The organism is Microbacterium jejuense, from assembly GCF_039544225.1.
Classification (GTDB): Bacteria; Actinomycetota; Actinomycetes; order Actinomycetales; family Microbacteriaceae; genus Microbacterium; species Microbacterium jejuense.
Genome location: NZ_BAABLG010000003.1, coordinates 231992 through 246833, shown reverse-complemented (window position 1 = coordinate 246833; position 14842 = coordinate 231992). Strand labels below are relative to the sequence as shown.

Sequence of the window (14842 nt, the reverse complement as noted above, 5' to 3'; positions counted from 1 at the left end):
TCAGACCATGTCTACCGACACCACGTCGCCCGCCGAGGGCTACGACGCGTACGCCATCCAGCAGAAGTGGCAGGCGCGCTGGGCCGAGGCCGACCCGTTCCGCGCGGGCGGTGCCGAAGACACCCGGCCCCGCAAGTACGTGCTCGGCATGTTCCCCTACCCCTCCGGCGACCTGCACATGGGGCACGCCGAGAACTACGCCTATGTCGACGTCGTCGCGCGCTTCTGGCGCCACCGCGGCTACAACGTGCTCAACCCGATCGGGTGGGACTCGTTCGGACTCCCCGCCGAGAACGCCGCGATCAAGGGCGGCGCCGGGTCCGACCCGCGCGAGTGGACCTACGCGAACATCGAGCAGCACAAGAAGAGCTTCCGCGAGTACGGTTCGTCATACGACTGGTCGCGCATCCTGCACACCAGCGACCCCGAGTACTACCGGTGGAACCAGTGGCTGTTCCTGCGCCTGCACGAGCGCGGCCTGGCATATCGCAAGGCGAGCCCGGTCAACTGGTGCCCGAACGATCAGACGGTGCTCGCGAACGAGCAGGTCGTCGACGGCCACTGCGAGCGCTGCGGGGCCGAGGTCGTCAAGAAGAACCTGACCCAGTGGTACTTCAAGATCACCGACTACGCCGACCGCCTGCTCGACGACCTGAACCAGCTCGAAGGCTTCTGGCCGCAGAAGGTCCTCCGCATGCAGCGGAACTGGATCGGCCGTTCGGTCGGCGCCGACATCGACTTCGAGATCGAGGGCCGTGCCGACAAGGTGACGGTCTTCTCGACGCGCCCCGACACGCTGCACGGAGCGACCTTCATGGTCGTCGCCCCCGACAGCGACCTGGCCGCCGAGCTCGCCGCGGGCTCGACCGCCGAGGTCCGCATGCGCTTCCAGGACTACCTCGAGAGCGTGCAGCGCGAGAGCGACATCGAGCGCCAGTCGACCGACCGCCCCAAGACCGGCGTGTTCCTGGACCGGTTCGCGGTCAACCCGGTGAACGGCGACCGGCTGCCGATCTGGGCGGCCGACTACGTGCTCGCCGACTACGGCCACGGCGCCGTCATGGCGGTGCCCGCGCACGACCAGCGCGACCTGGACTTCGCCCGGGCGTTCGACCTGCCGGTGAAGGTGGTCGTCGACACGACGGCATCCATCACCGGTGCGATCCCGGTGATCGAGCTGGACGACGAGGGCGTGCCGCTGGACCCGGGCCCGCTCGACTCGCTGGGCGACCTGGACCCCGCCAAGACCGGCATCGCGCTGACGGGCGAGGGCCGCCTGATCAACTCGGGCTCGCTCGACGGACTGTCCAAGCGCAACGCGATCGCGCGCATGATCGAGCAGCTCGAGGCAGCCGGCACCGGCCGCGCCGCGAAGTCGTACCGCCTGCGCGACTGGCTGATCTCGCGCCAGCGCTTCTGGGGCACGCCGATCCCGATGATCCACACGCCGGACGGCCGCATCGTCCCGGTGCCCGAGGACCAGCTCCCGCTCGAACTCCCCGATGCGCGAGGCCTGGATCTGAAGCCGAAGGGGACGTCGCCGCTGGGCGGCGCGACCGAGTGGATGCAGACCACCGACCCCGAGACCGGTGAGCCGGCGCTGCGCGACCCCGACACGATGGACACGTTCGTCGACAGCTCGTGGTACTTCCTGCGCTTCCTGGCGCCCAACGACCCGACCCAGGCGTTCCCGTCGGCCGAGGCCGACCGGTGGGCCCCCGTCGACTCGTACATCGGCGGTGTCGAGCACGCGATCCTGCACCTGCTGTATGCGCGCTTCATCACGAAGGTCCTGTTCGACATGGGCCTGATCGACTTCACCGAGCCGTTCACGAGCCTGATCAACCAGGGCATGGTGCTGCTGGGCGGCTCGAAGATGTCGAAGTCGAAGGGCAACCTGGTCGAGTTCGCCTCGAGCATGGTCGACCCGGGTGCCGACGCGTCGCGCGTGGCGATGGTGTTCGCCGGTCCCGTCGAGGACGACATCAACTGGGAGGACGTGTCGACGACCGGGGCCCAGAAGTTCCTCGCGCGCGCCTGGCGCGTCGCGAACGACGTCACCAGCACGCCCGACGTGGTGTGGGCCGAAGGCGACGAGGCCCTGCGCCGCGTGACGCACCGCCTGCTGGCCGATGCGCCGGGCCTGGTCGAGCAGACCAAGTTCAACGTGGTCGTCGCACGCCTCATGGAGCTCGTCAACGCCACCCGCAAGGTGATCGACTCGGGTGCCGGCCCGGCCGACCCCGCCGTGCGGGAGGCAGCCGAGGTCACCGCGATGGTCCTCGACCTGTTCGCCCCGCACACCGCGGAGGAGATGTGGGAGATCCTCGGCTACGAGGGCTTCGTCGGCCTCGTGCCGTGGCGTACCGCCGACCCCACGCTGCTGGTCGAGGAGCGCGTGACCGCGGTCGTGCAGATCGACGGCAAGGTGCGCGGCACGCTGCAGGTGTCTGCCCGCATCGACGCCGCCGAGCTCGAGCGGCTGGCGCGCGCCGACGAGAAGGTCGTCCGTGCCCTCGGCGACCGTGAGATCGTCCGCGCCGTCGTCCGCCCGCCGAAGGTCGTGAGCTTCAGCACTCGCTGACCGTCCTCCACAGGCCAGTGAGCGGCCGGGGTCTCCACAGAAGCGGAGACCCCGGCCGCTCGCCTGTTGCCGCGCCGCCTAGCGTGGCGACGTGACACGCGGTGAACGCCCTGCGGGCCCGGAAGAGGGTGATGCCGCATCCCCTCGCCGACGGCTCGGCATCGGCGCCGTCGTGATCCTGGTGATCGCCGCGCTCGCCGTCACGGTCGGCATCGGCATCGTGCGGGGCGTCGTGACGCCGACCGAGGAGGTCGTGGTCGAGGCGACCCCGACGGGCATGTCGGCGCGTTCGGCGGATCTCTACGTGCATGTGTCGGGCGCGGTGCGAGCACCCGGGCTCTACGTGCTCCAGGCGGGCTCACGCGTCGTCGACGCGATCGCGGCGGCGGGCGGGTTCTCCGACGACGCGGACCGGGATGCCGTCAACCTCGCCCGCACCGTCGCCGACGGCGAGCAGCTGCCTGTGCCGCGAGCGGGCGAGGCGCCGCCCGGTCCCGCCGGCGCACCCGCCTCGGCGGACGCCCGTGTCGACCTGAACACCGCCGACGCCTCGCAGCTGGAGGAGCTGCCGCGCATCGGACCGGCGCTCGCCGAGCGCATCATCGCGTGGCGCGACGACAACGGCCGCTTCACGAGCGTGGACGACCTGCTGGCCGTGCCCGGCATCGGCGACAAGATGCTCGAATCGCTGCGCGACCTCGTGACGGTGTGACGTGCGGCACTCCCGCGGCCTGCGTCTGGTGCCCGTCGTCGCCGCCGCCTGGGTCACCGCAGCGGTGGCGATCCAGCTGCCGGCGTGGACGGGTGCGCTCTCCCTCGCCCTGTGGACCGCCGTCGCGGTGACGATGTGCGTCGCAGCCTTCCTCGGACGGGGGATGCCCCGCCACGGCGTGCCGGCAGCGCTGCTCCTGCTCGTCGTGTCGCTGGCCGCCGCCGCGGCGGCCGCGTCGCACGTGGCGCTGGCGCAGCCCGCGCGCGCGGAGGTCGCCGCGATGGCGCTGGACGGCGGCCGGGCCGTCGACGTCGTCGCCCGCGTCGTGGGCAAGGTGGAGCGACGTGCCGACGGGTCCCAGGCCTTCGACGCCCGCGCGACGCGGTTCACGACCGGCCCGAATGGCCGGAACGCCGACGTCGAGGTCGTCGTGCGGGTCGCGCCGCAGGACGTCGACATTCCCGACGCGCTCGACGTCGGCTCTGAGGTGGTCGCACGGGGCACGGCGCGGCCCGGGCGTCCGGGGGAGCGGGCAGTGCTCACGGTGTGGGCGTCGCGCGGTGTCGAGGTGACGACCGCGCCGACCGGACCGTCCGCCGTGACGGCCGCGCTCCGGCGGGGTCTCGTTCGCGCGGTCGGGGGCATGCCCGGTGCGGGCGCCGGGCTCGTGCCCGGCCTCGCCGTCGGCGACACCTCGGCGGTCGCTCCCGAGCTCGATGCGGCGATGAAGGCCTCGTCGCTGTCGCACCTCACGGCCGTGTCGGGCGCCAACTGCGCCCTCGTCGTGGGGATCGCCTTCGCCGTGGCCGCGCTGCTCGGCGCGTCGCGCGCCGGGCGCGTGGCCGTCGGCATGGCCGTGCTGATCGGCTTCGTCGTGCTCGTGACACCTGAGCCGAGCGTGATCCGCGCCGCCGCGATGGCCGCCATCGCGATGCTGGCGGTGCTGCTGGGCCGCACCGCGGCCGGCACGGCGGTCCTGTCGCTGTCGGTCGCGGTGCTGCTGATCACGGACCCCTGGCTGGCCGCTTCCCTCGGCTTCACCCTCTCGGTGGCCGCCACCGGTGCGCTGCTGCTGTTCGCGCGGCCCCTCGCGGGCGGACTCGGGCGCAGGATGCCGCGACCGCTCGCGCTCGCGCTGTCGATCCCGCTGGCCGCGCAGCTCGCGTGCGGACCGCTGCTCGTCCTCATCGAGCCGACGATCCCGCTGTACGGCGTCCTGGCCAATCTGCTGGCCGAGCCGGCCGCGCCCGCCGCAACGGTGCTGGGGCTGGCGGCATGCCTGGCGCTGCCCTTCCCCTGGCTGCAGTCCGGTCTCGCCGCGCTCGCGTGGCTGCCGGCGTCATGGATCGCCGCGACGGCGGGCACCGTCTCGACCTTGCCCGCCGAAGCGCTCCCGTGGCTCGAAGGCTGGCCCGGCGCAGCGGCGCTCGCGGTCGTGGGGGCCGCCGTCGGCGCGATCGTCGTGCTCCCGCGGCGCGGCGGCCGGTGGCGTCTCGTCGCGCGCGCGGGGTCGGTCACTCTCGTCGCCGCGCTGGCAGGAGTGGCGCTCGGCTCGACCGCGCTCACCACGGTCGCCGGCAGGTGGACCCTCCCGTCGCAGTGGAGCGTCCTCGCCTGCGACGTCGGGCAGGGGGATGCCGTCCTGCTGCGCTCCGCCGGAGCGGTGGCCCTCGTCGACACCGGGCCGGACCCCGCCCCGCTCACTGCGTGCCTCGACCGCGTCGGGGTGTCGCGGATCGACCTCCTCGTCCTCACACACTCTGATCTCGACCACATCGGCGGGGTGGCAGCGGTGACCGGGCGGGTCGACACTGTGCTGCACGGCCCCGACGACGCGCCGGGGCGCACGGCGGTGCAGCGGCTCACCGCAGCCGGAGCGCACGAGCTGGCGGCCTCCACCGGCATGTCGGGAGCGCTGGGCGATGCCCGATGGCGTGTGCTGTGGCCGCGTGCGGACGATCGCGCGTTCCCGGTCGGCAACGACGCGAGCGTCGTCCTCGACGTCCGGGGCGGCGGCATCCCACCCACGCTGCTGCTGGGCGACCTGTCGGCATCGCCGCAACGCTCCCTGACGGCGAGCGGGGCACTGGACCCGCCGTACGCGGTCCTCAAGGTCGCCCATCACGGCAGCGCGGATCAGGATGCCGGACTCTACGCCGCGTCACGGCCCGGCGTGGCGCTGGTCACGGTCGGCGTCGACAACGACTACGGGCATCCGCGCGACGAGACGCTCGCCGTGCTCGACGATGTCGGGGCACGCATCGCCCGCACCGACCAGGACGGCATCATCGCGCTGTGGGCCGGCGGCGCCGGCGTGGTCGTGTGGCGCGAGCACGGCGGATGACCCGCCGGAGCGCAGCCGATGTCGGCGTCGTCGGTAGGCTGGAGACATGGCCTCATCCGCGCGTCGACCCGCCGCCAAGGCTCCGCGCAGCGCCATCCCGCAGCTCTCGTGGCGCACGCCGCAGCCGGCTCCGGTGGTCCTGGTGTCGGGTCCGGAAGAGGTGTGCGCCGAGCGTGCCATCGCGGGCGTGCGCGACTACCTGCGCGCCGAGGACCCCACGCTCGAGGTCACCGACATCCGTGCCGATGACTACGCCGCCGGTACGCTGCTGTCGGTCGCCTCGCCGTCGCTGTTCGGCGAACCGAGGCTGGTCCGCGTGAGCGGCGTCGAGAAGTGCTCCGACACATTCCTGGCGGAGGCGGTCTCGTACCTCGCCACGCCCCAGGACGGCGCGACGGTGGTGCTGCGTCACACCGGCGCGAGCGTCCGCGGCAAGAAGCTGCTCGACGCGATCCGGGCCGGTCAGGGCTCCGGAGTCGAGATCGCGTGTCCCGCGATCAAGCGCGACTCCGACCGCTACGACTTCGCCGCCGGTGAGTTCCAGGCCGCCAAGAAGCGGATCGCGCCGCCTGCGCTGCGCGCACTGGTCTCGGCGTTCAGCGACGATCTCACCGAGCTCGCCGCCGCCTGTCAGCAGCTGATCGCCGATGTGCCGGGCGACGTCACCGAGCAGGTGGTCGAGCGCTACTACGGCGGCCGTGTCGAGACGTCCGCGTTCACGGTGGCCGACACCGCCATCGCCGGCCGCTATGGCGAGGCGCTCATCGCCCTGCGGCACGCTCTGGCCTCCGGGGCGGATCCGGTGCCCCTGGTCGCCGCTGTCGCCATGAAGCTGCGCTCGATGGCACGGGTCGCCGGCACCCGCGAGTCCTCGGCGGCCCTCGCTGCGCGCCTGGGCATGAAGGACTGGCAGATCGACCGCGCCCGCCGCGACCTCGTCGGCTGGAACGAAGAGAGCCTCGGCCGCGCGATCCAGGCGACCGCGCGAGCGGATGCCGAGGTCAAGGGCGGCTCGCGCGACGCCGTGTTCGCGCTCGAGCGGATGATCACCGTGATCGCCACCCGCGCGCCGTACGGCGCCTGACCCGCCGGGCGCCCGCGGTACGCGAAAGGCCCGCCCCTTGCGGGACGGGCCTTTTCAGCTCGTGTGAGCGGCGCGGCGTCAGAGCGCAGCGACCTGCTTCGCGATCGCCGACTTGCGGTTCGCAGCCTGGTTCTGGTGGATGACGCCCTTGCTGACGGCCTTGTCGAGCTTCTTCGACGCGGTCTTCAGCGCCTTCTCGGCGGTGGCCTTGTCGCCCGAAGCGATGGCCTCGCGGGTGCGGCGCACCTCGGTCTTCAGCTCGCTCTTGACGGCCTTGTTGCGCTCGCGAGCCTTCTCGTTGGTCTTGTTGCGCTTGATCTGCGACTTGATGTTCGCCACGTGTCGACGTTCTTTCGTTCGGAGGTGAATCGGTTGGAAAATGCCGTTCGGCGAGAGAGGGCGCCTCGCGGCGGTCGTGAGGGACGAACCCACACGCAAGCCAAACAAGGATTCTATCAGGTCTGTTCGAGAGTCGTGATCGCCAGGCCCAGCACCGCGTTGAAGACCCGCGGGCGCATCGCCGTGACGAGATGACTGGTGCGCGGGACGACGATGAGCTCGGCATCCTTCGCGACGTTCAGGAACAGCTTCTCATTGACGCGCAGCTGGTCGTACTGGCCGTTGACGAACCAGAGCGGCACGTCGATGCGATGCAGCGCCGCGAGCAGATCGAGCACCGACAGGCTTCGCAGCGCGGTGTCCTGCGTATCGAACGCGTAGCCGCCCGCGCCGAAGTCGGCGCGCGTCTCGGCGGGGAGCGTACGGTCGAGCACCTGGTCTGTCAGCCACATGCCGCGGTCGGGGAGCGAGTCGAAACCGCGGGCGAGCATGCGGTAGGTCGCCAGCCCCACGCCACGCGGGATGGCGGTGCACGATGCCGCGATGAACGCGTCGACGGGCGGACGGCCTTCACGCCCGACGTAGTCGATCGAGAGCAGGCCGCCCATGGAGTGCCCGACGAGCAGGACGGGACCTCGGGCCGCGGCATCCGTCACCGCATCGTCGATCGTCGCGAACGCCGCGTCCAGCGTGAACGTCTCGGCCATGCGCGAGCCGTGCCCGGGAAGATCGACCGCGACGACGGGGTCGCCCCGGCGCTGCAGGTACTCCACCTGGGCCCGCCACATGGTCGCGGACGTCCGGATGCCGTGCACGAGCACGACCTGAACCGCCATGCAGACAGGCTAGTCACCTCGCACGCAGGGTCCCGGCATCCGGCACCCGTACAATCGTCTGGACATGTCACCCCGTGCCCTGAAGCCTCTCGAGCCGTCTGCGACCCCTCCTGAGCTGATCCGCAACTTCTGCATCATCGCCCACATCGACCACGGCAAGTCCACGCTGGCCGACCGCATGCTGCAGATCACCGGCGTGGTCGCCGAGCGCGACATGCGCGCCCAGTACCTCGACCGCATGGACATCGAGCGCGAGCGCGGCATCACGATCAAGTCGCAGGCCGTGCGCATGCCGTGGGCCACCGCCGACGGCACGTTCGCGCTCAACATGATCGACACGCCGGGTCACGTCGACTTCACCTACGAGGTCAGCCGGTCGCTCGCCGCGTGCGAAGGCGCGATCCTGCTCGTCGACGCCGCCCAGGGCATCGAGGCGCAGACGCTCGCGAACCTGTACCTCGCACTCGAGAACGATCTGCACATCATCCCGGTGCTCAACAAGATCGATCTGCCCGCCGCCGACCCCGAGAAGTTCGCCGCCGAGCTCGCGAACCTCATCGGCGGCTCGCCCGACGACGTCCTGCGCGTGTCGGGCAAGACCGGCATGGGCGTCGAGACGCTGCTGGACCGCATCGTCGAGCAGATCCCCGCCCCGAAGGGGAACGCGGACGCCCCCGCCCGGGCGATGATCTTCGACTCGGTGTACGACTCGTACCGCGGCGTCGTGACGTACGTCCGCATGGTCGACGGCAAGCTGGAGCCGCGCGAGCGCATCCAGATGATGTCGACAAAGGCGACGCACGACCTGCTCGAGATCGGCGTGTCCAGCCCCGAGCCGATCCCCTCCAAGGGCCTCGGCGTCGGCGAGGTCGGGTACCTGATCACCGGCGTGAAGGACGTGCGCCAGTCGAAGGTGGGCGACACGATCACCAACGCCCGCAAGCCCGCCACCGACGCCCTCGCCGGCTACACCGACCCGAAGCCGATGGTGTTCTCGGGCATCTACCCGATCGACGGCAGCGACTACGGCGACCTCCGCGAGGCGCTCGACAAGCTGAAGCTCTCGGACGCGTCGCTGCAGTATGAGCCCGAGACCTCGGTCGCGCTCGGCTTCGGCTTCCGCTGCGGCTTCCTGGGCCTGCTGCATCTCGAGATCATCACCGAGCGGCTGGCGCGCGAGTTCGACCTCGACCTCATCACCACGGCGCCGTCGGTGGTCTACGAGGTCCTGACCGACACCGGCGAGCACGTGACCGTCACGAACCCCAGCGAGTACCCCGACGGCCGTGTGGCCTCGGTGTCCGAGCCCATGGTGAAGGCGGCGATCCTGCTGCCGAAGGACTACGTCGGCACGGTCATGGAGCTGTGCCAGTCGCGCCGCGGTCAGCTGCTGGGCATGGAGTACTTCAACGAGGAGCGCGTCGAGCTCCGCTACAACATGCCGCTCGGCGAGATCGTGTTCGACTTCTTCGATCAGCTGAAGTCGCGCACCCAGGGCTACGCGAGCCTGGACTACGAGCCTTCGGGCAGCCAGGAATCCGATCTCGTGAAGGTCGACATCCTGCTGCAGGGCGACAAGGTCGACGCGTTCAGCTCGATCGTGCACCGCGAGAAGGCGTACGCGTACGGCACGATGATGACCGAACGGCTGCGGAAGCTCATCCCTCGCCAGCAGTTCGAGGTCCCGATCCAGGCCGCGATCGGCGCCCGCATCATCGCGCGCGAGAACATCCGCGCGATGCGCAAGGACGTCCTCGCGAAGTGCTACGGCGGTGACATCACGCGTAAGCGCAAGCTGCTGGAGAAGCAGAAGGAAGGCAAGAAGCGCATGAAGATGGTCGGACGCGTGGAGGTCCCGCAGGAGGCGTTCATCGCCGCCCTGTCGGGTGACGTCGAAGGGAAAGCCTCCAAGTAGGCTGGTCCGCATGCGTCGAGGAACCTTCCGTGACGACACCGTCGACTACGCCGCCGTCGGGGCGACGCAGGCGCCGGATCTGATGCAGTATCCGCCGGAGCGCAGCATCCCGGCGGAGGAGTCGTGGCGCATCGGCAGCGGCGAGACCCGCTTCCGTGCCGCCTCCGAGGCGCTGATGTCGTGGACCGCCCAGCGCGGCGCCGGGCTCGTCGTCAAGGACGTGCGCCCGGCATCGGGCCCGATGTACTCCGGCGTCAGCTTCGATGCCGAAGGCAACCCGATCGCGCCGAGCCGCTCCGAACCCGAGCAGCGCTTCGACGCCGACGGCACGCCGTTCGTGAGCGCCGGTGCCACCGTGCTTCTGGACGGCCGCGTCAGCGGCCTCAAGGCCGACGCCGAGCTGCGCGTCATCTTCGCCGTCGAAGAGGCCCGCCGTGTGGGATTCGCCCTCGGCACCGTGGGCGACTCGGTCGTCAGCGGCGAGGAGTCCTTCATGCTCGAGTGGTACGACAACGACGAGGTGTGGTTCACGGTGCGCGCGTTCGACGCGCCGCACGCGTTCTTCTACAAGCTGCTGCCGGGCCTCACCAAGCGCCGCCGCCGCGAGCTGTTCACGCGCTACCTGCGCGCGATCTCGCCGCTGTACTCGACGCCCGCGTGAACGCGGGACGCTGATGGGCTCCGCACTGCCGCTGGGGGACCCGGTTCCGACGGACGGAGCCCTGCCTGACGGCGTCCGCATCGATCCCGCCGCGCCGTTCAGCGTCTACCTGCACGTGCCGTTCTGCCGGGTGCGATGCGGGTACTGCGACTTCAACACGTACACCTCGTCCGAGTTGCGCGGTGCGCGCCAGGACCAGTACGCCGACACCCTGCTGCAGGAGGTCGGACTGGCGACCACGGTGCTCACGGCCGCAGGCGGCGTGCGTCCCGCCTCGACGGTGTTCTTCGGCGGCGGCACGCCGACGCTGCTGCCCCCAGGCGACCTGGCGCGGATGCTCGACGGGGTGCGCGACGCGTTCGGGCTCGTCGACGGCGCCGAGGTGACGGTCGAGGCGAATCCCGACACCGTCTCGCCGGCCGTCGCGGCCGAGCTGGCGGCGGCCGGCGTCACGCGCCTGTCGATCGGCATGCAGTCGGCCGTCCCGCACGTGCTGGCCGCGCTGGACCGCACGCACGATCCCGAGAACGTGCGCACCGCCGTCGCCGCGGCCCGCGAGGCAGGCCTCGACGTGAGCGTCGACCTGATCTACGGCGCGCCGGGCGAGTCCCTGGACGACTGGCGCGCGTCGCTCGAGGCGGCGATCTCACTGGAGCCGGACCACATCTCGGCGTACGCGCTCATCATCGAGGACGGCACGAAGCTCGCGCGGCAGATCCGCCGCGGCGAAGTGCCGGCGCCCGACGACGATCTGCAGGCCGACATGTACGAGCTCGCCGACGATCTGCTCGTCGGCGCCGGCTTCGACTGGTACGAGGTGTCGAACTGGGCGCGGGGCGGGGCCCACCGATCGCGCCACAACCTCGCGTACTGGACCGGGGCGGACTGGTGGGGCTTCGGCCCCGGCGCCCACAGCCACGTCGCCGGGGTGCGGTTCTGGAACGTCAAGCACCCCGCCGCGTACGCGCAACGGCTCGCGATGGGGGAGTCGCCGGGTGCGGGGCGGGAGATCCCGGATGCCTCGGCCCGGGCGCTGGAGGGCGTGCTTCTGCGCACGCGCATCCGCGAGGGCCTCGAGGTGTCCGAGCTGCTCGGCGAGGGCCGCCACGCCGTCGCCGCGCTCATCGCGGACGGGCTGATCGAGGGCGCGGACGCCGTTCGCGGGCGCATCGTGCTGACCCGGCGGGGCCGGCTGCTGGCGGATGCCGTCGTGCGCGCGCTCACCGACTGACGCCGTCGGCCGGCCGGCCTCCCGAACCGGGCCCAGACTCGCGCGTCCGGCTCGGCGAACGCGCGAGGCCGATCGGATAGAATTGGCACTCAAGACATGCGAGTGCCAGGTGCATGGCGTCCACGGTGTGGCGAGGAGGCGGGATGGTCAGCGAACGAGGTCTGCAGGTGCTGCGGGCGATCGTGCAGGACTACGTCGACACGCGCGAGCCGGTCGGCAGCAAGGCGATCGTCGAGCGCCACGCGTTCGGTGTGTCGGCGGCCACGATCCGCAACGACATGGCGCTGCTGGAGGACGAGGACCTGATCGTCGCCCCGCACACGTCCTCAGGCCGCGTGCCCACCGACAAGGGGTACCGTGTCTTCGTCGACCACCTCGCCGAGCTGCGCCCGCTCAGCACCGGTCAGCGGGCGGCCATCGCCTCGTTCCTCGACGGCTCCGGCGACCTCGATGACGTCCTGGTGCGCACGGTGCGGGCGCTCACGCAGCTGACCGGCCAGGTCGCCATCGTGCAGTACCCCTCGTTCGCGCGCGCCCACGTGACCCACGTCGAGCTCGTGCAGCTCGGCGGCGGACGCATGCTCGTCATCGTCGTGACCGACACCGGGCGCGTGTCGCAGCGGCTCACGTTCGTCGGCGACGAGTTCGACGAGGCCGACCTCGCCCGCATCCGCGCCGAGCTGGGCACGCTCCTGGTCGGTCGCCCGGTCCGCGACGGGCTGCAGCGCATCGCCGACCGGCTGGCCGCGCCGCCCGCGCAGGCCCCGGCGCACGTGCGCGCGACCGACGAGATCGTGCGCGCGGTCGCCGAAGAGCTCGAGGAGTTCCGGCAGGACAAGCTGGTGATGGCCGGCAGCGCCAACCTCGCACGACGCGAGGCCGACTTCCGCGGCAGCATCTATCCGCTGCTGGAGGCCATCGAGGAGCAGGTGACGCTGCTGCGCCTCATGGGCGAGATGGTCGCGGACGAACAGGGCCTGGCCGCGAGCATCGGCCGCGAGAACGAGCCGTTCGGCCTGGCCGAAGCATCCGTCGTCACCAGCGACTACGACGCGACCGGCGCCCGCGCCCGCATCGGCGTGCTGGGGCCGACGCGCATGGACTATCCCACGAACCTCGCGGCGGTCCGTGCCGTCGCGCGCTATCTCACGCGCATGCTCGAGCAGGACGACACCTCCCGCTGACACCGGCGCGCAACACGATTTCCGCGGCGAGGCCGCGGCAGGAAGGCGAAAGTGGCTGACCACTACGAGGTCCTCGGCGTCTCACGCGACGCCACCCCCGACGAGATCAAGAAGGCATACCGGCGCCTTGCGCGCCAGCTGCACCCGGACGTGAATCCGGGCGAAGAGGCATCGGAGCGGTTCAAGCTCGTGACGCACGCGTACGACGTCCTGAGCGACCCCGATCAGCGCGCGCGATACGACATGGGCGGCGGCGACTCGCCGTTCGGCGGCAGCGCCGGCGGGTTCGGCGGCTTCGGCGACATCTTCGAGACCTTCTTCGGTGGTACGGGCGGCGCGCGCGGCGGACGGCCGCGGTCGCGCCGCGAGCGCGGGCAGGACGCCCTCGTCCGCGTGACGCTCGAGCTCGGCGACGTCGTGTTCGGCGTCCACCGCGACATCGAGGTCGACACCGCCGTGATCTGCGAGACCTGTGACGGCTCGTGCTGCCAGCCGGGCACGACGCCCGTCACCTGCGACATCTGCCACGGCACCGGTCACGTGCAGCGCCAGGTGCGCAGCCTGCTGGGCAACGTCGTCACCACCCAGCCGTGCAACGTCTGCCAGGGCTACGGCACGACGATCCCGTACCCGTGCGCGACGTGCCAGGGACAGGGCCGCGTGCGCTCGCGCCGCACCGTGTCGCTCGACATCCCCGCCGGCGTCGAGACCGGCCTGCGCCTGCAGCTGCCCGGTTCGGGCGAGGTCGGCCCGGCCGGCGGGCCCAACGGCGACCTGTACATCGAGGTCACCGTCACGCCGCACGACGTGTTCAGCCGCGACGGCGACGACCTGCTCGCGACGCTCGAGGTGTCGATGCCCGACGCGATCCTCGGCACGACGACCACGATCGAGTCGCTCGACGGGCCGGTGGACCTCGAGGTCCGTCCGGGGGTGCAGGCCGGCGACATCCTCACGATCAAGGGCCGCGGCATCACGCCGCTGCGCGGCTCGCAGCGCGGCGACCTCAAGGTCGGCGTACACGTCGTGACCCCGACGCGCCTGGATCACAAGGAGCGCGCCCTCATCGAGGACTTCGCCAAGCGCACCAAGGCGCCCGGTCCCAAGCTCGCCGAGTTCCACCAGGGGCTGTTCGCCAAGCTGCGCGACCGGTTCCGGAACGGCTGACCCATGGCGCTGCACTTCCTCATCGACGAACGCCTCACGGCCGGCCCCGGCGACGAGGTGACCCTCACCGGCGCCGAGGCGCATCATGCCGCCACCGTGCGGCGCGTGCGCGTCGGCGAGGAGGTCACGCTCGGCGACGGCCGCGGCGCCTGGCTGACGGGGCGTGTCGCGTCCGTCGCGCCGCGCGAGGTGGTCGTCGCCGTCGAGCAGCGAAGGGATGCCGCGGCGCCGAGCCCGCGCGTCGTCCTGGTGCAGGCGCTGGCCAAGGGCGACCGCGACGAGCTCGCGGTGCAGGCCGCGACCGAGCTCGGAATCGACGAGATCGTGCCGTGGCAGGCGTCGCGCAGTGTCTCGCGGTGGGATGCGGTCAAGGCCGCCAAGGGCCGCACGCGATGGGCGACGATCGCCCGCGAGGCCGCCAAGCAGGCGCATCGCGCGTGGCTGCCCGAGATCGCGGACGTCGCCACCACGAAGGTGCTCGCGCAGCGGGCCGCGGCATCCCGGATCCTCGTCCTCGAGCCGACCGCCGCCGACGCGCTCAGCGCGATCGACCTCGACTCCGCCGACGAGAGCGATGTCGTGCTGGTCGTGGGGCCGGAAGGCGGGATCGCGCCGGACGAGCTGGATCTGCTGGCGGCCGCCGGCGCCCGGCTCGTGCGGCTGGGCGACACCGTGCTGCGCACCTCGACGGCCGGGCCCGCCGCCCTCGCCGTGGTCAGCACGCGACTCGGCCGCTGGTGAGCGGCGGCTGACCATGCCGATCGGGCCGGGCGCGGGGCCGCGTC

At 71.6% G+C, this 14842-nt stretch carries 12 protein-coding genes; 10 read left to right on the top strand and 2 right to left on the bottom strand.

Translation table 11 applies throughout. From position 1 onward, the window contains the following. The first annotated feature begins 7 nt into the window (after positions 1–7). From leuS to holA, 4 genes are all read left to right on the top strand, one after another. A complete protein-coding gene (leuS, locus tag ABEA46_RS05410; protein WP_345543339.1) occupies positions 8–2584 on the top strand; it encodes a leucine--tRNA ligase in 2577 nt (858 codons plus the stop codon). Positions 2585–2744: 160 nt separating this feature from the next. Continuing rightward, complete coding sequence (locus ABEA46_RS05405) at positions 2745–3296, top strand: ComEA family DNA-binding protein (protein ID WP_345543799.1); 552 nt, start codon at positions 2745–2747, stop codon at positions 3294–3296. 1 nt (position 3297) lies between these two features. Beyond that, a complete protein-coding gene (locus tag ABEA46_RS05400) occupies positions 3298–5640 on the top strand; it encodes a ComEC/Rec2 family competence protein (RefSeq protein ID WP_345543338.1) in 2343 nt (780 codons plus the stop codon). Between the two features lie 46 nt (positions 5641–5686). Further along, positions 5687–6724: a DNA polymerase III subunit delta gene (gene holA, locus ABEA46_RS05395; RefSeq protein ID WP_345543337.1), complete on the top strand. Its 1038-nt coding sequence runs from the start codon at positions 5687–5689 to the stop codon at positions 6722–6724. Between the two features lie 78 nt (positions 6725–6802). Here holA and rpsT read toward each other — a convergent pair whose 3' ends face one another. Both rpsT and ABEA46_RS05385 read right to left on the bottom strand, forming a co-directional pair. Then, entirely contained in the window at positions 6803–7063 is a 261-nt protein-coding gene (gene rpsT / locus ABEA46_RS05390) for a 30S ribosomal protein S20 (RefSeq protein ID WP_345543335.1), read from the bottom strand. Between the two features lie 116 nt (positions 7064–7179). Further along, positions 7180–7899 (bottom strand): alpha/beta fold hydrolase, encoded by a 720-nt coding sequence (locus ABEA46_RS05385; protein ID WP_345543334.1) that lies wholly within the window; start codon positions 7897–7899, stop codon positions 7180–7182. Positions 7900–7963: 64 nt separating this feature from the next. On the opposite strand from ABEA46_RS05385, the gene lepA reads away from it, so the two are divergent. The 6 genes from lepA (at position 7964) to ABEA46_RS05355 (ending at position 14798) form a co-directional block, all read left to right on the top strand. Then, complete coding sequence (gene lepA / locus ABEA46_RS05380) at positions 7964–9814, top strand: translation elongation factor 4 (protein ID WP_345543333.1); 1851 nt, start codon at positions 7964–7966, stop codon at positions 9812–9814. A gap of 10 nt (positions 9815–9824) precedes the next feature. Beyond that, complete coding sequence (locus tag ABEA46_RS05375) at positions 9825–10475, top strand: DUF1990 domain-containing protein (RefSeq protein WP_345543332.1); 651 nt, start codon at positions 9825–9827, stop codon at positions 10473–10475. Between the two features lie 13 nt (positions 10476–10488). Continuing rightward, entirely contained in the window at positions 10489–11706 is a 1218-nt protein-coding gene (gene hemW / locus ABEA46_RS05370) for a radical SAM family heme chaperone HemW (RefSeq protein WP_345543331.1), read from the top strand. 143 nt (positions 11707–11849) lie between these two features. Next, positions 11850–12890 carry a heat-inducible transcriptional repressor HrcA gene (gene hrcA / locus ABEA46_RS05365; protein WP_345543330.1) on the top strand — a complete coding sequence of 347 codons (1041 nt, stop codon included), beginning with the start codon at positions 11850–11852 and terminating at the stop codon, positions 12888–12890. Between the two features lie 51 nt (positions 12891–12941). Then, positions 12942–14057 (top strand): molecular chaperone DnaJ, encoded by a 1116-nt coding sequence (dnaJ, locus tag ABEA46_RS05360; RefSeq protein ID WP_345543329.1) that lies wholly within the window; start codon positions 12942–12944, stop codon positions 14055–14057. Positions 14058–14060: 3 nt separating this feature from the next. Continuing rightward, positions 14061–14798, top strand: coding sequence for a 16S rRNA (uracil(1498)-N(3))-methyltransferase (locus ABEA46_RS05355; RefSeq protein WP_345543328.1), 738 nt, complete (start codon positions 14061–14063; stop codon positions 14796–14798). The last annotated feature ends 44 nt before the right edge of the window (positions 14799–14842 follow it).

Bases quoted from the DNA above. Each gene is read 5' to 3' on its own strand.
- ABEA46_RS05375 (WP_345543332.1), top strand. From the start codon at position 9,825: ATGCGTCGAGGAACCTTCCGTGACGACACCGTCGACTACGCCGCCGTC.
- holA (WP_345543337.1), top strand. From the start codon at position 5,687: ATGGCCTCATCCGCGCGTCGACCCGCCGCCAAGGCTCCGCGCAGCGCC.
- hemW (WP_345543331.1), top strand. From the start codon at position 10,489: ATGGGCTCCGCACTGCCGCTGGGGGACCCGGTTCCGACGGACGGAGCC.
- leuS (WP_345543339.1), top strand. From the start codon at position 8: ATGTCTACCGACACCACGTCGCCCGCCGAGGGCTACGACGCGTACGCC.
- ABEA46_RS05355 (WP_345543328.1), top strand. From the start codon at position 14,061: ATGGCGCTGCACTTCCTCATCGACGAACGCCTCACGGCCGGCCCCGGC.
- hrcA (WP_345543330.1), top strand. From the start codon at position 11,850: ATGGTCAGCGAACGAGGTCTGCAGGTGCTGCGGGCGATCGTGCAGGAC.
- ABEA46_RS05385 (WP_345543334.1), bottom strand. From the start codon at position 7,899: ATGGCGGTTCAGGTCGTGCTCGTGCACGGCATCCGGACGTCCGCGACC.
- lepA (WP_345543333.1), top strand. From the start codon at position 7,964: ATGTCACCCCGTGCCCTGAAGCCTCTCGAGCCGTCTGCGACCCCTCCT.